The organism is Actinomadura nitritigenes (assembly GCF_017573545.1).
Taxonomy (GTDB): Bacteria; Actinomycetota; Actinomycetes; order Streptosporangiales; family Streptosporangiaceae; genus Spirillospora; species Spirillospora nitritigenes.
Genome location: NZ_JAGEOK010000032.1, coordinates 58035 through 77155 on the forward strand (window position 1 = coordinate 58035; position 19121 = coordinate 77155).

The 19121-nt window shown below is 73.7% G+C and carries 15 protein-coding genes; 7 read left to right on the plus strand and 8 right to left on the minus strand.

Going from position 1 to position 19121, the window contains the following annotated elements:
- Both J4557_RS37985 and J4557_RS37990 read right to left on the minus strand, forming a co-directional pair.
- Window positions 1-1017 (minus strand): acyl-CoA desaturase, encoded by a 1017-nt coding sequence (locus J4557_RS37985; protein ID WP_208271640.1) that lies wholly within the window; start codon window positions 1015-1017, stop codon window positions 1-3.
- Window positions 1018-1114: 97 nt separating this feature from the next.
- Window positions 1115-2389 carry a lipase family protein gene (locus J4557_RS37990; protein WP_208271641.1) on the minus strand — a complete coding sequence of 425 codons (1275 nt, stop codon included), beginning with the start codon at window positions 2387-2389 and terminating at the stop codon, window positions 1115-1117.
- A 174-nt stretch (window positions 2390-2563) separates the two neighbouring features.
- Here J4557_RS37990 and J4557_RS37995 point away from each other — a divergent pair, with 174 nt between their 5' ends.
- A complete protein-coding gene (locus J4557_RS37995; RefSeq protein ID WP_208271642.1) occupies window positions 2564-3163 on the plus strand; it encodes a MarR family winged helix-turn-helix transcriptional regulator in 600 nt (199 codons plus the stop codon).
- A gap of 25 nt (window positions 3164-3188) precedes the next feature.
- Here J4557_RS37995 and narI read toward each other — a convergent pair whose 3' ends face one another.
- From narI to J4557_RS38015, 4 genes are read right to left on the minus strand one after another with little or no spacing between them, the layout of a single operon-like run.
- Window positions 3189-3959: a respiratory nitrate reductase subunit gamma gene (gene narI, locus J4557_RS38000; RefSeq protein ID WP_208271643.1), complete on the minus strand. Its 771-nt coding sequence runs from the start codon at window positions 3957-3959 to the stop codon at window positions 3189-3191.
- Entirely contained in the window at window positions 3956-4627 is a 672-nt protein-coding gene (narJ, locus tag J4557_RS38005; protein WP_208271644.1) for a nitrate reductase molybdenum cofactor assembly chaperone, read from the minus strand. Before narJ ends, narI begins: the two co-directional genes overlap by 4 nt.
- Window positions 4624-6228: a nitrate reductase subunit beta gene (gene narH, locus J4557_RS38010; protein ID WP_243776993.1), complete on the minus strand. Its 1605-nt coding sequence runs from the start codon at window positions 6226-6228 to the stop codon at window positions 4624-4626. Before narH ends, narJ begins: the two co-directional genes overlap by 4 nt.
- A gap of 1 nt (window position 6229) precedes the next feature.
- Complete coding sequence (locus J4557_RS38015; RefSeq protein WP_208271645.1) at window positions 6230-9964, minus strand: nitrate reductase subunit alpha; 3735 nt, start codon at window positions 9962-9964, stop codon at window positions 6230-6232.
- Window positions 9965-10561: 597 nt separating this feature from the next.
- On the opposite strand from J4557_RS38015, the gene J4557_RS38020 reads away from it, so the two are divergent.
- The 4 genes from J4557_RS38020 to J4557_RS38035 all read left to right on the plus strand — a co-directional run bounded on the left by J4557_RS38020 (window position 10562) and on the right by J4557_RS38035 (window position 13392).
- Complete coding sequence (locus tag J4557_RS38020) at window positions 10562-11653, plus strand: RNA-guided endonuclease InsQ/TnpB family protein (protein ID WP_243776994.1); 1092 nt, start codon at window positions 10562-10564, stop codon at window positions 11651-11653.
- Window positions 11605-11964, plus strand: coding sequence for a hypothetical protein (locus tag J4557_RS38025; protein WP_208271646.1), 360 nt, complete (start codon window positions 11605-11607; stop codon window positions 11962-11964). Before J4557_RS38020 ends, J4557_RS38025 begins: the two co-directional genes overlap by 49 nt.
- Window positions 11965-12065: 101 nt before the next feature.
- Complete coding sequence (locus J4557_RS38030) at window positions 12066-12344, plus strand: hypothetical protein (protein WP_208271647.1); 279 nt, start codon at window positions 12066-12068, stop codon at window positions 12342-12344.
- A 40-nt stretch (window positions 12345-12384) separates the two neighbouring features.
- Window positions 12385-13392, plus strand: coding sequence for an LLM class flavin-dependent oxidoreductase (locus J4557_RS38035; RefSeq protein WP_208271648.1), 1008 nt, complete (start codon window positions 12385-12387; stop codon window positions 13390-13392).
- 123 nt (window positions 13393-13515) lie between these two features.
- Here the strand turns inward: J4557_RS38035 and gabT are convergent, their stop codons facing one another.
- Window positions 13516-14868, minus strand: a complete 1353-nt coding sequence (gene gabT, locus J4557_RS38040; RefSeq protein WP_208271649.1) for a 4-aminobutyrate--2-oxoglutarate transaminase — start codon at window positions 14866-14868, stop codon at window positions 13516-13518.
- A 115-nt stretch (window positions 14869-14983) separates the two neighbouring features.
- Between gabT and J4557_RS38045 the strand changes: the two genes are divergently transcribed.
- Both J4557_RS38045 and J4557_RS38050 read left to right on the plus strand, forming a co-directional pair.
- Window positions 14984-16477, plus strand: a complete 1494-nt coding sequence (locus tag J4557_RS38045) for a PucR family transcriptional regulator (RefSeq protein WP_208271650.1) — start codon at window positions 14984-14986, stop codon at window positions 16475-16477.
- A gap of 4 nt (window positions 16478-16481) precedes the next feature.
- Entirely contained in the window at window positions 16482-17909 is a 1428-nt protein-coding gene (locus tag J4557_RS38050) for an aldehyde dehydrogenase family protein (RefSeq protein WP_208271651.1), read from the plus strand.
- A gap of 71 nt (window positions 17910-17980) precedes the next feature.
- On the opposite strand, the gene J4557_RS38055 is transcribed toward J4557_RS38050, so the two are convergent.
- Window positions 17981-19012: an alpha/beta hydrolase gene (locus tag J4557_RS38055; protein WP_208271652.1), complete on the minus strand. Its 1032-nt coding sequence runs from the start codon at window positions 19010-19012 to the stop codon at window positions 17981-17983.
- Between the last annotated feature and the right edge of the window lie 109 nt (window positions 19013-19121).

A 19121-nucleotide genomic window follows, 5' to 3' on the forward strand; every position in this document is an offset into this window, starting at 1 on the left:
TCAGGAGGAGACGGCGTCGGCGGCGGCCGGCGCCCCGGCGGGATCGCCGGCGGGTCCACCGGTGGGTCCACCGCGGCGGACGCGGCGGGTCTCGAGGCGCTCGCGGTCGGGCCAGCGGACGTCCCAGACCCAGCCGAGCCGCTCGAAGATCCAGATGACGCGGGCGCTGATGTCGATCTGCCCCTTCAGCACCCCGTGCCGGGCGCAGGTCGGGTCGGCGTGGTGGAGGTTGTGCCAGGACTCACCGAACGACGGGATGGCGAGCCACCACACGTTGCGGGCCTTGTCGCGGGTCCGGAAGTCCTCCTTGCCGAAGACGTGGCAGATCGAGTTGATCGAGAACGTGACGTGCTCGCCGACGAACACCCGCATCAGGCCCGCCCAGAACAGCGCGGTCACGGCGCCGTGCCAGGACCGGGTGAGCAGCGCGCCGAGGCCCATCGGGACCAGGAACGTCGACAGCACGATCACCGCGTAGACGGGGTCGAGGGACAGGAACCGGATGTCCCGGTCCTTGAGCAGGTCGGGCGCGTACTTGCTGCGGGACGTGCGCTCCTTGCCGAACAGCCAGCCGATGTGCGCGTGGTACAGGCCCTTGGTCAGGCCCCGCACGCCCGGCCCGTACGCCCACGGGGAGTGCGGGTCGCCCTCCTGGTCGGAGTACTTGTGGTGGCGGCGGTGGTCGGCGACCCACCGGACGACCGACCCCTGCATCGCCTGCCCGCCGAGGACGGCGAGCGCGATCCGCAGCCACCGCTTGGCCTTGAAGCCGCCGTGCGTGAAGTGCCGGTGGTAGCCGACCGTGATCCCGAGGGCGTTGAGCGGATAGAGGAAGGCGAAGATCGCGATGTCCGTCCAGCCGATCCCCCAGCCCCAGAGGAAGGGGACGGCCGCCAGCAGCCCGATGATCGGCGCGGCCACGAACACCACGACCGCGATGCGCTCGGGCAGCGGCACGGTGCCGGAGATGTCGGGCTGCGGGGTTCGGCTGCGAACGTCGGCGACACCCGCTGTCATTGCGGACTCCTTCGAGACATGAGTGCGGAGGCCCCGGCCGCGGGTCCCGGGCGTCCGGTCGTCCCGGGCGTCCGGGCCCCGCGGGCGGGGCGGCGGTTCAGCAGTTGCTCTGGACGGGCTTGCCGGCGAACCGGTCGCCGAGGAAGTTCGTCACGTCCCCGGCGGCGCCCCAGTCGGTCGACAGGTGCTCGGTCGGGTAGGTGTTCTTCCAGGTCGTGTTGATTCCGGCCTTGCAGTAGGCCGCGCGGGTACCGTCCTCGGTCTCGTGGGGGATGATCTCCTCCAGCCAGCCGCGGTACTGGAACACCGGGAAGCCGATCTTGTACGTGGCGCCCGAGGACGGGGTGCCGACGCCGGCGCCGAGCTTCTGCCGGTCGACGATGTCGCCCCACGTGGTGCCGTCCGGGCCCTTCAGCCCGTAGATCTGGTCGAGGGACAGGCCCTGCTTGCTGAAGTTCTCGACCTTCGCGCCGAGGAACACCGCGAGCGTCCCGTACAGGCAGTTGGACTTCACGTCCTTGATCGCCTGCGCGCCCCTGTCGTTCATCAGCTCGTCGAACGGCATCTCCGGGTAGGCGGCGTGCAGGCCCACCAGCGCGTCCGCGAGGAACCCGGCGAACAGGCTGCCGTTGAGCTGCTTCGCGGTCAGCTTCAGGTCGCCGGGCACGCCGCCCGCCGCCGCGCCGACCACCTTCAGCTCCGGCGCGTAGGACGCGGCGAGCTGCGCGCCCCACAGCGCGGCGGCGCCGCCCTCGGAGTAGCCGGAGATGCCGACCTCGCCGTCCGCCGTCAGCGTCCCGCCGGGGATCTGCCGGGACGTGCGGACGATGTCGAGCAGCGCGTGCCCCGCGTTCGCGCCGATCATGTAGGTGTGCACCTGGCCGTCGAGGTAGCCGACGCCGTCGGTGGCGGCGACCGCGTACCCGGCCTTGAGCATCAGCTGCAGGTTGCCGCCCTCGTACATGTCGACGTACTCGCCGGCGAGCTGCTTGGAGAACGCGCACTGCGGGCCGGAGCCGAGCGTCCCGGGGTTGAAGGCGACCGTGGGGCGCGACCCCCCGCCCTTCCACTCGGCGTCCGGCACCGCGACGGTCCCGGACACGGCGATCTTCTGCCCCTTGGCGTCGGTCGAGACGTACCTGACCTTCCAGGCGTGCATCGGCACGTCGCCGGGGATGTTGGTGAGCTTCGCCGGACGGCAGGCGAGCAGGTCGCCCGGGTTCCCGGTCACCGCCGAGGACGCGCCGTAGATCTGCGCGTCCGTGGCGTCGCAGCCCGGCGGCGCGGCCATGGCCTGCGGCGCGGTCGGCACCGCGGGCACGGCCAGGGCGGCCCCCAGCGCCGCGGTGGTGAACAGGGTCCGAAGTCGCATTCCTCGCTCCTGGGATGGGTCCGGAAAGTGAATGCTGATGACTGTCCCCCAGGGGCGGCGCGCCGCGGAATGAAGATGCGTCACAGGGTCGGGCGCCCTTATTAGCAACCAAGTCAAAAACGAGCGGGTTAGGGTGAACGCCAGTTGACGTCCGGGTACGGGGGGACAACTCCCATGACAGACCGAAGTACCGAGCCTCCTGAGCCGTCCCGCGCCGCGCTCGGGCGCACCGGTGAGGACGGGCTCGCTCAGGAGGCCGAAGAGGTCACGACGGCCGTGATGGCGGCGTCCCGGCTGCTGCTGGCGATCTCCGCGCGGGCGCTGGCGTCCATCGACGACTCGCTGACGCTGCCGCAGCTGCGCACGCTGATGGTGCTGGCCGGCCACGGGCCGGTGAAGATGGCGCTGCTGGCCGCGGCGCTCGGGGTCAACCCGTCCAACGCGATGCGGATGGTGGAGCGGCTGGAGTCGGTCGGGCTGGTCGACCGGCGGATCAACCCCCGCAACCGGCGCGAGGTGCTGCTCAGCCTGACCGGCCGCGGCCGCGACCTGGTGCGCCGGGTCGCGGCGCGGCGCGGCGCGGAGGTCGGCGCGCTCGTGTCGCGGCTCGCCGAGGAGGAGCGGGCGGCGCTGGTTTCGGCGCTGCGCTCGCTCACCGCGGTGGCCGGCGACCCGGCGGTGGACCCGTTCGAGGAGGTCCGCCGGGTCGGCGGGCTGGTCGAGGACCCGCTCGGGCTCTCCGGTCCCGGCGTGCGGCGGGCCCGGGCGCGCTGAACGGCGCCGGCAGAACGCCTCCCGCCTACCGCGCGGCCCGTCCCGTCCCGGCGGGCCGGGCGTCCGGGAGAGACCCCGTGGTGGGATGCGCGGTGGGGTGCGCGGCCGGGTGCCGGTATGGGACGGCCCGCGAGCGGTAGACGACGTAGGGCCGGGCCAGGTACCAGACCGGCGCGGTCAGGGCGTGGACGAGCCTGCTGAACGGCCACAGCGCGAACAGCGCCATGCCGAGCAGCGCGTGCAGCCGGTACACCAGCGGCGCGTGCGCCATCGCGGCGACGTCCGGGTCGAGGTCGAACAGGCTGCGGAACCAGACCGAGACGCCGAGCCGGTAGTCGTAGGGGTTGGCGAGGCTGGACGCGGTGGCGGCGAGCCCGCCCAGCAGGGCCGCGGCGAGCAGCGGGTAGACGGCGCGGTCGGTGCGGTTCGTCGCGCGGCGCACCGCCGCGACGCGCAGCCGCCGGTACAGCAGGATCGCCAGGCCGGCGGCGGCGGCGAGGCCCGCGCCGCCGCCCATGACCAGCGCGACGTCGTGGTAGGAGTTCTCGCTCACGTCGAGGCGGTCCGTGACCATCTCGGGGACGAGCAGCCCGGTGACGTGCCCGCCGATCACGAACAGCAGCGCGTAGTGGAAGAGCGGCCCGCCGACGCGCAGCAGCCGCGACTCGTGGATCTGGCTGGACCGGGTGGTGAAGCCGAACCGGTCGTAGCGGTACCGCCAGGCCGAGCCCGCGACGAGGACGACGAGGACGACGTAGGGCAGCGCGCCCCACAGGGCGATGTCGAGATGGGTCACCGGACGCCTCCTCGGGCCGGGCCGGAGCGGGTGAACGGTTCGAGTCCGACGGTCTCCACGGGCGGGCCGCCGAGCGCGAGGTCGCGGACGGCGGCGCGGTCGGCGGCCGTCGGGCCCGGCCCGGGGAGCGCGTCGCGGACGGCGAGCAGCACGTCGGTGTAGGGGCTGCCGTAGGCGTCGAGGGCGTGCCGCAGCAGGTCGAGGCCGGGCCGGTGCTCGCGGAGCAGCCGTTCGCCGGGGTCGGGGCAGCGGGCGGCGAACTCCAGCAGCACGGGCAGGAAGTCGGGCAGCCGCCCGCCTCCGGGCTCCCAGCCGTGCTCGTGCAGGACGCCCTTGAGCCGGGCGAGGGAGCCGCCGCGGCGGCGGGTGTCGCCGTCGGTGTAGTAGGTGAGGTCCAGGGTGCGGCGGCGGGTGCGGTCGAAGGTGGCGACGTAGCGCGCGGCCAGGTCCAGGGGCGCGACGCCGTCGACGTTCCGGCAGAAGCGCAGCAGGGCCTCGGCGCACCCGGCGGGTGACCCGTGGAGCACCGCGGGGTCGCTCAGGACCGTGCGGACCGCGTCCACCCGCCGCGGCCACGTCTCGGGGTCGGGGTAGGTGAGCAGCAGCGACGCCGCCTGGTAGACGGGGGCGCTGGAGCCGGAGGCGCCGGAGACCGGTGCGCCCTTCACAGCCCGTTCTCCTCGGAGCGGCGCGGGAACAGGCCGCGCGGGCGGCCCCGCCCGTTCCAGTCGAGCAGGTTCACCCGCCCGCCGGACTCCGCCGGGACCGGCTCGCGCTGCGGCGGCATGTGGAACCGCTCCGCGTCACCGGGGTACATGCCGGGGCCGCCCTCGCCGTCGAGGCTGCATCCGGCGCCGGAGACGTCGTCGGGAACGGTGCCGTTGTACGTCGTCGGGATGACGTACCGCTCCTCGTACTTGGCGAGGGCGAGCAGCCGGTACATCTCCTCGATCGCCCGCTCGTCGAGGCCGACGGCGCGGGCGATGGCGGGGTCGCGCTCCTCGCCGAGGTTGACGCGGCGCATGTGCGCGCGCATCGCCGCCAGGCGGCACAGCGCCGCCTCCACGGGGGCCGTGTCGCCGGCGGTGAACAGGTGCGCGAGGTACTCCAGCGGGATGCGCAGCGAGTCGATCGCGCCGAACAGGTTCGCCGGGTCCTCGCCGTCGTGGCCGCCCGCGGTGACCGCCTCGACGACGGGCGAGAGCGGCGGCACGTACCAGACCATCGGCATCGTCCGGTACTCCGGATGCAGCGGCAGCGCCACCCGGTACCGGCTGATCAGCGCGTGCACCGGGGAGCGGCGCGCGGCGGTGATCCAGTCGTGCGGGATGCCGGACTCCTCGGCGGCGCGCGCCACGTCCGGGTCGCCGGGGTCGAGGAAGCAGCCGAGCTGCGCCCCGTACAGGTCGCGCTCGTCGGGCGCCTTCGCGGCCTCCCCGACCCGGTCGGCGTCGTAGAGCATCACGCCGAGGTAGCGCAGCCGCCCCACGCACGTCTCCGAGCAGACGGTCGGCGCGCCGGCCTCCACGCGCGGGTAGCAGAACGTGCACTTCTCGGCCTTGCCGGTCTGATGGTTGAAGTACACCTTCTTGTACGGGCAGCCGGACACGCACATCCGCCAGCCCCGGCACCGGTCCTGGTCGACCAGGACGATGCCGTCCTCGATCCGCTTGTACATCGCGCCGGACGGGCAGACCGCGACACACGACGGGTTCAGGCAGTGCTCGCAGATCCGCGGCAGGTAGAACATGAACGCCTGCTCGTACTCCAGCCGCACCCGGTCGTTCATCTTCCGCAGGACGGGGTCGGCGGCGAGGGCGTCCGGGCCGCCGCCGAGGTCGTCGTCCCAGTTCGGCCCCCAGGTGACGGCGGCGGGGCGGCCGTCCACGAGCGAGCGCGGGCGGGCCGTCGGCACGTCGTCGCCGAGCGGCGCCGAGATGAGGGTCTCGTAGTCGTACGTCCAGGGCTGGTAGTAGTCGTCGAGCGACGGCATCTCCGGGTTGGCGAACAGCCGCGCCAGCCGCCGCGCCCGGCCGCCCGCGCGGGGGACGAGCCGGCCGTGCTTGAGCTCCCAGCCGCCCTTCCACCGGTCCTGGTCCTCGTGGCCGCGCGGGTACCCCTGGCCGGGCCGCGTCTCGACGTTGTTGAACCAGGCGTACTCGGTGCCCTCCCGGTTCGTCCAGGTCTGCTTGCAGGTGACCGAGCAGGTGTGGCAGCCGATGCACTTGTCGAGGTTCATCACCATCGCCACCTGGGCCATCACGCGCATGTCAGTACTCCACGTTCTGCGAGCGGCGCCGGATGACGGTGACGGCGTCGCGCTGGTTTCCGGTGGGTCCGTAGTAGTTGGGCGCGAAGGAGAGCTGGCCGTACCCGCCGACGAGGTGGGTCGGTTTGATCAGCAGGCGGGTGAGGGCGTTGTGGACGCCGCCGCGCCGGCCGGTGGCCTCCGACCTCGGGACGTTCACCAGCCGTTCCTGGACGTGGTACATGAACACGGTCCCGGCGGGCATCCGGTGCGAGACGACCGCGCGCGCCACCACGACGCCGTTGGGGTTGACCGCCTCGATCCAGTCGTTGTCGGCGGCGCCGATCGCCGCGGCGTCCGCGACGCTCATCCAGATGACCGGGCCGCCGCGCGCGAGCGTCTGCATCAGCAGGTTCTCCTGGTACTCCGAGTGGATCGACCACTTGGAGTGCGGCGTGACGTACCGGACGGTGACGGAGCGGCCGTCCCCGCCGGGGGCGGGATCCCCGCAGACGGCGGCGGCGTCCAGCGGCGGCCGGTAGACGGGCAGCTGCTCGCCGAGCTCGGCGATCCAGTCGTGGTCGAGGTAGAAGTGCTGGCGTCCGGTCAGGGTGTGCCAGGGCTTGCGGTGCTCGGTGTTGACGGTGAACGGCGAGTAGCGGCGGTCGGGCGCCTCCTTGCCCGACCACTCGTAGCTGGCGCCGACCTGCACGGGGCGCTGCTGGGCGTCGCCGAACACGACGCGGCGTTCGGCGACCGACTCGGCGAGCGCGTCGAGGCCGCCGCCCGGCCCGCAGCGCCGCGCCAGCCGCTCGAAGCCCTCGGCGCCGAGGCGCCCGTTGGTGGTGCCGGACAGCGCGAGGATCGCCTCGCACAGCTTCACGTCGGTGTCGAGGAGGGGCCGTCCGAGCGTCGTCTCGTGCGCGGACGTCCCGCAGCGCGCCGCCAGCCAGCGCGCCTCCGGCTTCGGGTGGACGGTCACGCCCTTCACCGTCATGCCCTGCTCTTCGGCGAGCGGCCCGAACGCCGCGAGCTTCGCGGCGACCGCGGTGTAGTCGCGTTCCACCAGCGTGAAGGCCGGCAGGTTGAAGCCGGGGACGGGGTCGTGGCCGGCCCGCCAGTCGGGCACGCGTCCGCCGGGCTGCGCGGTCTCCCCCGGCGTGTCGTGGTGCAGCGCCGTCGCGACGAGGTCGCAGGCGGTGTCCAGGCGCCCGGCGGCCAGCTCGCCGAGCCGCTCCGCGAGCCCGTGGAAGATCTCGAAGTCGGTGCGCGCCTGCCACGGCGGGCTGATCGCCGGGGAGAACGCGTGCACGTACGGGTGCATGTCCGTGCTGGACAGGTCGTGCTTCTCGTACCAGGTCGCGGCCGGCAGGACGAGGTCGGCCATCAGCGTGGTCGAGGTCATCCGGAAGTCCAGCGCGAGCAGCAGGTCGAGCTTGCCGCGCGGCGCCTCCTCGCGCCAGGCCACCTCCAGCGGCCGGTGCCCCGGCGGCGCCTCCCGCGCGGACGCGTTGTCGCCGGCGCCGAGCAGGTGGCGCAGGAAGAACTCGTTGCCCTTCGCGGACGAGCCGATCAGGTTGGCGCGCCACACGGTGAGGACGCGCGGCCAGTTGGCGGGGGCGTCGGGGTCCTCGCAGGCGAACTCCAGGCGGCCCGCCCTGATCTCCTCCGCCGCCCACTCGCCCGCCGGGCGGCCGTCCTCGCGGGCGCGGCGGCCGAGGTCGAGCGGGTTCGCGGAGAACGTCGGGTAGGACGGCATCCAGCCGAGCCGCGCCGACCGGGCGACCAGGTCGGCGGTGTGCAGCCCCGCGAAGAGGCCGCGCCCGGTCGGCGAGGCGAGCGCGTCCGCGCGGTACCGCTCGTACCGCCACTGGCCGGTGTGCATGTACCAGTACGGGGTGCCCGCCATCTGCCGGGACGGCCGCACCCAGTCCGCCGCCGTCGACAGCTGCTGCCAGCCGGTGAGCGGGCGGACCTTCTCCTGGCCGACGTAGTGCGCCCAGCCGCCGCCGTTGACGCCCTGGCAGCCGGTCAGCAGCAGCAGCGACAGGAACGACCGGTACACGGTGTCGGAGTGGAACCAGTGGTTCGTGCCGGCGCCCATGAGGATCATGCAGCGCCCTTCGGTCCTCTCCGCCGTGTCCGCGAACTCCCGCGCCACCCGGACCGCCGCGCTCGCCGGGACGGATGTGATCGCCTCCTGCCACGCCGGGGTGCAGGGCCGCGACGCGTCGTCGTAGTCCCGCGGCCAGTCGCCGGGGAGCCCGTCGCGGCGGACGCCGTACTGCGCCAGCATCAGGTCGAAGACCGTCGTCACGCGCCGTCCGGCGACCGTCCGGACCGGGACGCCGCGGCGCGCCGTCCCGCCCTCGTCGTCGAAGCGGGGCAGCAGGACCTCGGCCGCCTCCGCTCCCGGCCCGTGCAGCGTCAGCAGCGGGTCGATGCCGCCGAGGTCGAGGTTCCAGCGGCCCTCGCCGCGCTCCGACCAGCGGTCGCCGAGCGTGCCGTTCGGCGCGACCGCACCGCCCGTCGCCGCGTCCATCACCACCGGCCGCCACGCCGCGGCCTCGCCGCCGTCGCCGAGGTCGGCGGCCGTGACGAACTTGCCGGGCACGCACGTCCCGTCGCCGCGCTCGTCCACCTCCACCAGGAAGGGCAGGTCGGTGAAGCGGCGCGCGTAACCGGTGAAGTACGGCACCTGCCGCCGGACGAAGAACTCGGTGAGGATCACGTGGCCCATCGCCATGGCGAGGGCGCCGTCCGTGCCGGGGTGGGGGTGCAGCCACTCGTCGGCGAACTTCGTCGCGTCGGCGTAGTCGGGCGAGACCACGACGACCTTCTGCCCCCGGTAGCGGGCCTCCGCCATCCAGTGCGCGTCCGGCGTCCGGGTGACCGGGACGTTCGATCCCCACAGCACCAGGTACGCCGCGTCCCACCAGTCGCCGGACTCCGGGACGTCGGTCTGGTCGCCGAACACCTGCGGCGACGCGATCGGCAGGTCGGCGTACCAGTCGTAGAACGACACCATCGGCGCGCCGATCAGCGACATGAACCGCGCGCCGACCGCGTGCGAGGCCATCGACATCGCCGGAATCGGCGAGAACCCGGCGACGCGGTCCGGGCCGTACTCGGCGATGGTGTGGACGTGCGCCGCCGCGGCGATCTCCAGCGCCTCGTCCCAGCCGACGCGCACCAGCCCGCCCCGGCCGCGCGCCGCCTGGTAGCGGGCGCGCCGCGCGGGGTCGCCGGTGACCTCCGCCCACGCCGCGACCGGGTCGCCGGTCCGCGCCTTCGCCTCCCGGTACATCTCCAGCAGCACGCCGCGCGCCATCGGGTAGCGGATGCGCGTCGGCGAGTAGGTGTACCAGGAGAACGACGCCCCGCGCGGGCAGCCGCGCGGCTCGTACTCGGGGCGGTCCGGCCCGACGGAGGGATAGTCGGTCTGCTGCGTCTCCCAGGTGATGATCCCGTCCTTGACGTAGACCTTCCAGGAGCAGGAGCCGGTGCAGTTGACGCCGTGCGTCGACCGGACGACCTTGTCGTGGGCCCAGCGCTCCCGGTGCGGCGCGTCGTTGACCTTCTGGTCGGCGCGGTAGACCGCCCGCAGGTCGGGCGTCGTCGGCGTCCGCCGTAGCAGGCCGCCCGCCCGCAGCAGGTGCTCGGCGGCGGCCGCGGCCGCCCGCTCCCCTCGCTCGACCGCTCCCCGACGCCCCACCTCGCGCACCCCTTCCGCACGTCCGACGGCGTACCGCGGCATGCCGCGGACGGCTGGACACGGCGGGATGGGAGCGCGGTCCGGTCGCCCGCGAACACGGCGGGTCACCGATTGCGTCCGGAACGTTACTCTCCATCATTGCTCTGAGCAACGGTTTCTACTAGGCGAGTAGTAGATCGTCGGCCGCCGACTTCACTGGAGGATGCGCGTGAAGGTCAGGGTATTGGTCAAGGCTACTCCGGTCGCGCCGCAACGGCGGCCTCCCCGTGCCCAATTGCGACAAGCCATTGCAAATTGGTGGAGTCTTCATTAATGGTTCGCCGGTGCGGGGCGGCCGGGCCGTACCGTCCCGCGCATGCGCCGAACAGCAGCAGCACTCGCGGCCGCCGCACTGAGAATCGGAGTCGTTTTCCAATTTAATGGCATAGGCCCGCCGTCAACGGTTTAGGGTGTCGATCGTGAGGTTAGTGATGCAGGTGAAGCTGCTGCCGACGCCCGAGCAGGCGGCGGCACTGCACGCGACCCTGCACACCTGCAACAAGTTGGCCAACCAGATATCGGGCCAGGCGTACGAGAAGAGGGTGTTCTCCCGGACTGGGCTGCAAAAAGCTCGCCTACGCCGAGCTGAAGGCGGCCGGGTTGTCGGCGCAGCCGGCGTTGCATGTGATCCGCAAGACCGCCGATGCGTACACCACACTGCGCGCCCAGATCGTCGCCGGGCTGCTCGGCGGCGAGAACTCCAAACGGCGCCGCAAGGCCGAGTCCAAACCCGTCACGTTCCGCCCCGACGCGGCCCAGCCTTTCGATGATCGGTGTCTCAGCTGGCAGACGGACGCGCGCACCGTGTCGATCTGGACCGTCCACGGCCGGGTCCAGGGCATCGCGTTCACCGGCAAGCCGTCCCACCTGAAGACACTGGCCGAGCACCGCAAGGGCGAAACGGACCTGGTGTACCGGGACGGCAAGTGGTTCCTGCACGCCACCTACCAGGTCGACGAGGCCCCGCTCAACACCGAGCCGACCGACTGGATCGGGGTTGACCGCGGGATCGTGAACCTGGCCACCACCTGCGACGGTACGAACCACCAGGGCAAGGACCTGAGCAGGTACCGGAGGGCACAGGCCCGGCGCCGCTCAGAGCTGCAGAAGAAGAAGGCCGCCGGGTCGCGCTCGGCGGCCCGCCGCCTGGCCCGGCGCAAGGCGCGGGAGGGCCGGCACGCCGCGAACGTCAACCACAAGATCGCCAAACAGATCGTGGCCGATGCCCAACGCACCGGACGCGGGATCGCTCTCGAAGAGCTGAGCGGGATCCGCGGCCGGGTACGGCTCAGGCGGCACCAGCGGGCCACGCTCTCCACCTGGCCGTTCCACCAACTCGGCACCTGCATCGCCTACAAAGCCCAGCGGGCCGGGGCACCGTTTCTGGAGGTCGACCCGGCCTACACCTCGCAGACCTGCCTCAGGTGCGGGCACGTCGCCCGAGGCAACCGTCCAGACCGGGACCGTTTCTGCTGTCGTCGGTGCGGGCTCGCTGGCCCCGCCGACCACATCGCCGCCGTGAACGTCCGCCGACGGGCGCGCACGGCGTGGGCATTCGTCAGCATGCCCGGCCCGCCCCCCGCCCAGGGGAAGGGTGATGCGACCCCAACGCGGCAGCCAGCCGCGACGGGGAGCGCAACGAGGTGCGAACGACCGAGCCACCAGGCCGGCCGTCCACGACCGAGGAGCTGACCAGCTACACCGCCGAGGACCCGATCAAGGTGCTGACCGGCGCCGGGCTCGCCGGGCAGACCGAGCGGTTCGTCCGCCCCGAGCAGCGCTACTCCTACGTCTTCGACGGCATGTCCGGCGAGCTCGACCACGTGCTCGCCGGCGCCGCCCTGGCGAAGCGGGTGACGGGCGCGACGATCTGGCACGTCAACAGCGACGAGCCGACGTTCCTCGACTACAACACCGAGTACAACCAGCCGCGCTTCTACCGGCCGGACCCGTTCCGGTCGTCCGACCACGACCCCGTCCTGGTCGGGCTGCGCCTGCACTGATCCCCGGGGGCCCGGCCGTCCGAACCCGGACGCCCGGGCCCCTTGCGCAGCCGCTCACGGAGCGTATGATCCAGGTCACTCTCCTAGTGATCGGTGCGCCCATGAACGAAGCAGCTCCCCGCCTGGCGTTCGGGATCGGCCCCGACGGGACCTACACGCGGGTCGGTCAGACGGTCGCGTTCGTCCTGGGCCTGCTCACCACGTTCGCCTTCCTGCCGCTGGTCGTCGTCGGCGCCGTGCTGTACACCAAGGCCGAGGGCGTCTTCCCCGCGGACGCGGCACGGGCGCGCCGGCTGGTGAACTGGTCGTGGATCAGCATCACCGTGCCCGTGGTCATCGCGGTCGCCGCCGCGGCGGCGGTGGCGGTACTGCGGGGCTGACCCGGGAAGAGGGCGGAGCCCCCGCGGGTTTGCACTCTTTATGAGCATCCCCTTCTCCGTCCTCGATCTGGCGCCCGTGGTGAGCGGCGCCACGTCCGGCGACGCCCTGCGCAACACCCTCGACCTCGCCCGCAGGACCGAGGGCCTCGGCTTCCACCGGTACTGGCTGGCCGAGCACCACACGATGCCGGGCATCGCGAGCTCGGCGACGTCGGTCCTGATCGGGCAGGTGGCGGCGGCGACGTCCCGGATGCGGGTCGGGTCGGGCGGGGTCATGCTGCCGAACCACGCGCCGATGGTGATCGCCGAGCAGTTCGGGACGCTGGAGGCGCTGTTCCCCGGGCGCATCGACCTCGGCCTCGGCCGGGCGCCCGGCACCGACCAGGCGACCGCGCGGGCGCTGCGCCGCTCCCCCGAGGCGCTGTCGGTCGACGACTTCCCCGAGCAGGTCATCGAGCTGCGGGGCTACTTCGCCGAGGACAGCACGGTGACGCCCGCGGCGGGCAACGAGCCGCCGGTGTGGCTGCTCGGGTCCAGCGGGTACAGCGCGCGGCTGGCCGGGCTCCTCGGGCTGCCGTTCGCGTTCGCGCACCACTTCAGCGCGGAGAACACGCTGCCCGCGCTGGCGCTGTACCGCGACTCGTTCCGCCCGGGGATGCTGGACGCGCCGTACTCGATGATCGGCGTGTCGGTCACGGCGGCGGAGTCGGACGAGCGGGCCCGCGAGCTGGCGGCGCCGCAGGCGCTGGCGTTCCTGCGGCTGCGGCAGGGCCGCCCGGGCAAGATGCCCACCCCGGAGGAGACCGCCGCGCACCCGTACACGCCGCTGGAGCGGCAGATGATCGACTCGCGTCTCGCGGACCAGGTCATGGGCGGTCCCGAGACCGTCAGGCGGCAGATGGACGCGCTGATCGAGAAGACCGGCGTCGACGAGGTCATGGTGACCACGCAGGTGTTCGACCACGCCGACCGGATCCGGTCCTACGAGATCCTCGCGGACCTGTACGACCTGAAGGCCGCCGAGCCGCCGGCCGTCAGCGGCCTCTGACCTCGAAGCCGAAGGGCGCGGCCCGGGGCCGGGGAGCGCGCCGGCGGTCCCGCCGCGCACGCGGGCATGCGGGAACCGCCGGCGCCGGACCGGGCGCCGGCGGCACGGCCGGGCGTCGCGCGGTCAGCCCGCGAACGCCACCTCGATGACGTCCAGCCCCTCGTCGAGCAGGTGCTCCGGGATGACCAGCGGCGGCAGGAAGCGCAGCACGTTCCCGTACGTCCCGGCGGTCAGCACCAGCACGCCCCGGGCGTGGCAGCGGCGCGCGATCTCCGCGGTCAGCTCGGGGTCGGGGTCCTTCGTGCCGGGCCGCACCAGCTCGATCGCGATCATCGCGCCGCGGCCGCGCACGTCCCCGATCGCCTCGTGCCGCGCCGCGAGCGCGCGCAGCCGGGGCAGCATGATCTCGCCGATCCGCCGGGCCCGCTCGGTGAGCTTGCCCTCCTCGATCTCCTCCAGCACCGCGAGCGCCGCCTCGCAGGCGAGGGGGTTGCCGCCGTACGTGCCGCCGAGCCCGCCACCGTGCACCTTGTCCATGATGTCGGCGCGCCCCGTGACGCCCGCCAGCGGCAACCCGCCCGCGATGCCCTTCGCGGTGGCCACGATGTCCGGCACGATCCCCTCGTGCTCGCAGGCGAACATGTCGCCCGTCCGCGCGAAGCCCGTCTGCACCTCGTCGGCGATGAACAGGATCCCGTTCGCGCGGCAGAACTCCGCGATCGCCGGCAGGAACCCCGGCGCCGGCTCGATGAACCCGCCCTCGCCCTGGATCGGCTCGACCAGCACCGCCGCCACGTTCGACGCGCCGATCTGCTTGCTGATCTGGTCGATCGCCTGCGCCGCCGCCTCCGGCCCGCAGTTCTCCGGCCCGGTCGGCCACCGGAACGGGTAGGCGAGCGGCATCCGGTACACCTCGGGCGCGTACGGGCCGAACCCCTGCTTGTACGGCATGTTCTTCGCGGTCAGCGTCATCGTCAGCAGCGTCCGGCCGTGGTAGCCGTGGTCGAACGCCACGACCGCCTGCCGGCCCGTCGCGTACCGGGCGATCTTGACGGCGTTCTCCACCGCCTCCGCGCCGCTGTTGACCAGGATCGACCGCTTCTCGTGCGCCCCCGGCGTGATCCTGTTCAGGTTCTCGCACACCGCCACGTACGACTCGTACGGCGCCACCATGAAGCAGGTGTGGGTGAACCGGTCCGCCTGCTCCTTCACCCGCGCGGCGACCCGCGGATTGGCGTTGCCGACGCTCGTCACCGCGATGCCGGAGCCGAAGTCGATCAGCGAGTTGCCGTCCGCGTCGACGACCACCCCGCCGCCCGCGTCCGTCACGTACACCGGCAGCACGCTGCCGACGCCGGGCGCCACCGCCGCGGCGCGGCGCTCCTGCAACTCCCGGGACCGCGGCCCCGGGATCTCGGTCACGACGCGTCGCTCCTGCGGCAGGCGATCGCCGCGGCTCAGGTTCTGGCTGGTCATGGCGCGAACATAAGCCGAACGGCCCCTACGATGAACCGTACGGGACGGCGAAATCCGTCCAAAGATTTGGACGTGCTGAACACAAGAGGGACGAACACGGGACGGAGGGGTCCGGGTGCCGCCGACGCTCGCCGCCGTGGCGGCCCTCCCGCAGCTCGGCCTGCGCTCCCTCACCGGCCCCCTGCCCGACGCGCCCGTCGTGTGGGTCGCGGTCAGCGAGCTGGAGGACCCGACCCCGTTCCTCGAAGGCGGCGAACTCGTCCTCACCACCGGCATGCGGCTCACCGCCGGCGGCGCCGCCGGCTACGTCGACCGGCTCGTCGGGCGGGGCGTCGCCGGCCTCGGCTTCGCGGTCGGCGTCATCCATCCCGGCGTCCCGCCCGAGCTGCTCGCCGCCGCGCGCGACCGGGGCCTCGCCCTGCTGGAGGTGCCGCGCCCCACCCCGTTCATCGCGATCGGCAAGGCGGTCTCGCGGATGCTGGCCGCCGAGTGGTACGAGGACGTCACCCGCGCCTTCCAGGCCCAGCGGGAGCTGACCCGCGCCGCGCTCACCGGGCCGGGCGCGCTCGTGCGGCGGCTGGCGCGGCTGCTCGGCGGATGGGTGCTGCTGCTGGACGCGTCCGGCGCCGTCCGGCACGCCGACCCCGCCGCCGCCCGCGACCGGGCCGCCGCCCTCGCCCCCGAGCTGGCGCGGCTGCGCCGCCGCCCGGCCTCGGGGTCCTCGCCCGCGAGCATCGCGCTCGCCGGGCCCGACGACCACGTCGTGCTCCAGCGGATCGGGCTCGGCGGGCGCCCGCGCGGGTTCCTCGCCGTCGGGACGGCCGCGCCGCTCCCGCACGCCGCGCACACCATCGTCGGCGCGGCGGTCGCGCTGCTCACGCTCCAGTCGGAGACGCCCCGCACCGGCCGGGACGCGCGGGCCGCGCTCGCGGCGCTACTCGCCGGCCTCCCGGCCGCGGGCCCGGCCGTGCCGGGCGGACCGGTCCGCGTCCTGGCCTGCGCGGGCCGCGCCGCCGTCCGCGACGCGCTGGAAGCGGACCCCGCCGGGGAGCGCTGCCTGGCGGCGCCGCTCGCCGACGGCACCATCGTGATCGTCCCCGACGAGTCGGCCGGGGCGGTGACGGCGCTGCTCACCGGCACCGGACCCATCGGCGTCAGCGACCCCGCCGGGACCGGGGCCGGAGCCGGGGCCCTCGCCGGGGCGCTGCGGCAGGCGGAGGACGCGCTGGCGGCGGCGCGCCGCGCCGGACGGCCCGTCCTGCGACACGCGGACCTGCCGGGGCAGGGCGTCCTCGGGCTGCTGGAACCGGAGGCCGCGCGGGCGTTCGCGGGCGCGCTGCTCGCCCCGCTCCAGGCCGAGGGCCTGATCGACACGGTCCGCGCCTACGTCGCCGCCAACGGGCAGGGCGAGGCCGCCGCACGGGCCCTCGGCGTGCACCGGCACACCCTGCGGTCCCGGATGCGCAAGGCCGCCGAGCTGCTGGGCCGCGACCCCGACGATCCCGCCGCCCGCGCCGAGCTGTGGATCGCACTGGCCGTCACGGACAACGGCGGCGGTCCGATTGGCCGTCCTGGAGACTCCCCATCCGGCGCGCCGGAGATAGCGTGAGGTCATGAACGTGACCCCATTCTGGCTGGCCGGTCGCCCCGAGACCGGTGACGGTGAGCTGACCGTTACGCACCCCTACGACGGCCGGGTGGTCGGGACGGCCGCCGTGCCGACGCCCGCACAGGTGGAGGAGGCGGTCGCGGCGGCCGACGCGGTCCGCAAGCGGGCCGCGGCGCTGCCGCTGCACGTGCGCGCCGAGGCCCTCGCGCACGTGTCCGCGCGGCTGGCCGAGCGGGCCGAGGAGGTCGCCCGGCTGATCACCGGCGAGAACGGCAAGCCGCTGCTGTGGGCGCGCGGCGAGGTGACCCGCGCGATCTCCACGTTCCGGTTCGCCGCCGAGGAGGCCCGCCGGTTCAGCGCCACGACGCAGCGCCTGGACACCGACCCCGCCGCCGAGGGCCGGATGGCCTACATCACCCGCGTGCCGAAGGGCCCGGTGCTCGGCATCTCCCCGTTCAACTTCCCGCTGAACCTCGCCGCGCACAAGATCGCGCCGGCGATCGCGGCGGGCACCCCCATCGTGCTGAAGCCGGCGCCCGCGACGCCGCTGTCGGCTCTGCTGCTCGGCGAACTGCTCGCCGAGACCGGCCTACCCGCCGGGATGTTCTCCGTCCTGCCGGTCCCGAACGACCGCGCCTCCGCGCTGGTCGACGACCCGCGGCTGCCGATCGTGTCGTTCACCGGGTCCGTCCCCGTCGGCTGGGCGATCAACGACCAGGTGCCGCGCAAGCACGTCACCCTGGAGCTCGGCGGCAACGGCGCCGCGGTCGTGCTGCCGGACGCCGACCTCGACTGGGCCGCCGAGCGGATCGGGCTGTTCTCCAACTACCAGGCCGGGCAGAGCTGCATCGCCGTCCAGCGCGTCTACGTCGACCGGTCGGTGTACGAGGAGTTCGTGCCGAAGCTCGTCGAGCGGGTCGGCGCCCTCGTCACCGGCGACCCGTGGGACGACAAGACGCAGGTCGGCCCGCTCGTCAGCCAGGACGCCGCCGAGCGCGTCGAGTCCTGGGTGGACGAGGCCGTCGCGGCGGGCGCGAAGGTCCTCGCGGGCGGCACCCGCGAGGGCGCGACCTACGCCCCGACCGTCCTCGCCGACGTCCCGGCGGACGCGAAGGTCGCGCGCGAGGAGGTCTTCGGCCCGGTCATGCTGGTCCAGCCGGTCGACGGCGTGGACGAGGCGTTCGCGCTGGTCAACGACTCGAAGTTCGGGCTGCAGGCGGGCGTGTTCACGCGGAACCTCGACATCGCGTTCCGCGCCCACCGCGAGCTCGACGTGGGCGGCGTCGTCATCGGCGACGTCCCGTCCTACCGCGCCGACCAGATGCCCTACGGCGGCGTGAAGGACTCCGGCGTCGGGCGCGAGGGCCTGCGGTCGGCGATGGCCGACTACACCGAGGAGAAGGTCATGATCCTCACCGGCCTGCCCCTCTGATCACGGCACGCCCGGGCCCGTCCCCACCCGGTGGGAGCGGGCCCGCTCGCCTGCGCGAGCCCGCCGCCGGGTCAGAGGAGGCCGGTGCGCAGCGCTCCGGCCGCCTCGGCGAGGGCCTCCTGGAACCGCCCGCCGAGCCCCCACATGTTCGCGAACCCGTGGATCAGGTCCTCCTGCCGCCGCACCGCGACCCGCACCCCGGCCTCCCGCAGCCGCTCGCCGAACGCCTCGCCCTCGTCGCGCAGCGGGTCGAACCCGGCGGTGACGAGGTAGGTGGCCGGGAACCCGCTCAGGTCGTCCGCGAGCAGCGGCGACGCCTTCGGGTCGGTGCGCCGCTCCACGTCCGGGCAGTAGTGGTCGCTGAACCAGACCATGTCGGCGTCGGTCAGGTAGAAGCCGTCCGCGAACAGCTCCCGGGACCGCCGCCGCACCGACATGTCGGTCGCGGGATAGAACAGCAGCGCGAAGTCCGGCCTGCGGTCCGCGAACGCACCGACGACCGCCGCGAGGTTCCCGCCCGCGCTGTCGCCGCCGACCGCGACCGCCTCCGGCGACGCGCCGAGCGCCGCCGCGTTCTCCACCGCCCACGCGTACGCCGCGAGCGCGTCGTCCGCCGCCGCCGGGAACCGGTGCTCGGGCGCGAGCCGGTAGTCCACCGACAGCACCCGGACCTCCGCGTTCACCGCGAGGTAGCGGCAGACCGAGTCGTGGCTCTCGATGTCGCCGATCACCCAGCCGCCGCCGTGGAAGAACACCAGCAGCGGCGACCCCTCGGCCAGCCCCTTCGGCTCGTACAGCCGCGCGGGGATCCCGTCCGCGGCGGCCAGGTCCCGTGTCCGGACCGGCCGCTCGGGCAGCCGGTTGATGTACCGCTGCCCGCGAGCGAGGCCCTGCCGCGCCTCCGGAACCGTAGCCCCGGTGAGGCTCGCGCCCTCCAGGCGCGTCATCAGCAGGAGCAGTTGCGCGTCCAGCGCGAGCCGCTGCCCGTCGCGCACCACCGCCCGCCCGGCGATCAGCCGCCGCACCGGATCGGGGAGCGCGAACACGGCGCGGAGCACGGCGCCCGCGACCGACGGGGGGACCTTCTCGGCGAGCTGCGGCATCGACCCTCCAACCACTCGGACGTTCCGGACACCGTACTCCTCGATGCCCCATCCGGCCGAACATGGTTCGGTCCATGACGAACCCCCGCGAGTCAGGCCGGGTCGACCG

Excerpts from the sequence above, each read along its gene's own strand:
- J4557_RS37990 (WP_208271641.1), bottom strand. The coding sequence starts at position 2,389 with ATGCGACTTCGGACCCTGTTCACCACCGCGGCGCTGGGGGCCGCCCTG.
- J4557_RS37985 (WP_208271640.1), bottom strand. The coding sequence starts at position 1,017 with ATGACAGCGGGTGTCGCCGACGTTCGCAGCCGAACCCCGCAGCCCGAC.
- gabT (WP_208271649.1), bottom strand. The coding sequence starts at position 14,868 with ATGACCAGCCAGAACCTGAGCCGCGGCGATCGCCTGCCGCAGGAGCGA.
- J4557_RS38050 (WP_208271651.1), top strand. The coding sequence starts at position 16,482 with ATGAACGTGACCCCATTCTGGCTGGCCGGTCGCCCCGAGACCGGTGAC.
- narH (WP_243776993.1), bottom strand. The coding sequence starts at position 6,228 with ATGCGCGTGATGGCCCAGGTGGCGATGGTGATGAACCTCGACAAGTGC.
- J4557_RS37995 (WP_208271642.1), top strand. The coding sequence starts at position 2,564 with ATGACAGACCGAAGTACCGAGCCTCCTGAGCCGTCCCGCGCCGCGCTC.
- J4557_RS38035 (WP_208271648.1), top strand. The coding sequence starts at position 12,385 with ATGAGCATCCCCTTCTCCGTCCTCGATCTGGCGCCCGTGGTGAGCGGC.
- J4557_RS38015 (WP_208271645.1), bottom strand. The coding sequence starts at position 9,964 with ATGCCGCGGTACGCCGTCGGACGTGCGGAAGGGGTGCGCGAGGTGGGG.
- J4557_RS38030 (WP_208271647.1), top strand. The coding sequence starts at position 12,066 with ATGAACGAAGCAGCTCCCCGCCTGGCGTTCGGGATCGGCCCCGACGGG.
- J4557_RS38055 (WP_208271652.1), bottom strand. The coding sequence starts at position 19,012 with ATGCCGCAGCTCGCCGAGAAGGTCCCCCCGTCGGTCGCGGGCGCCGTG.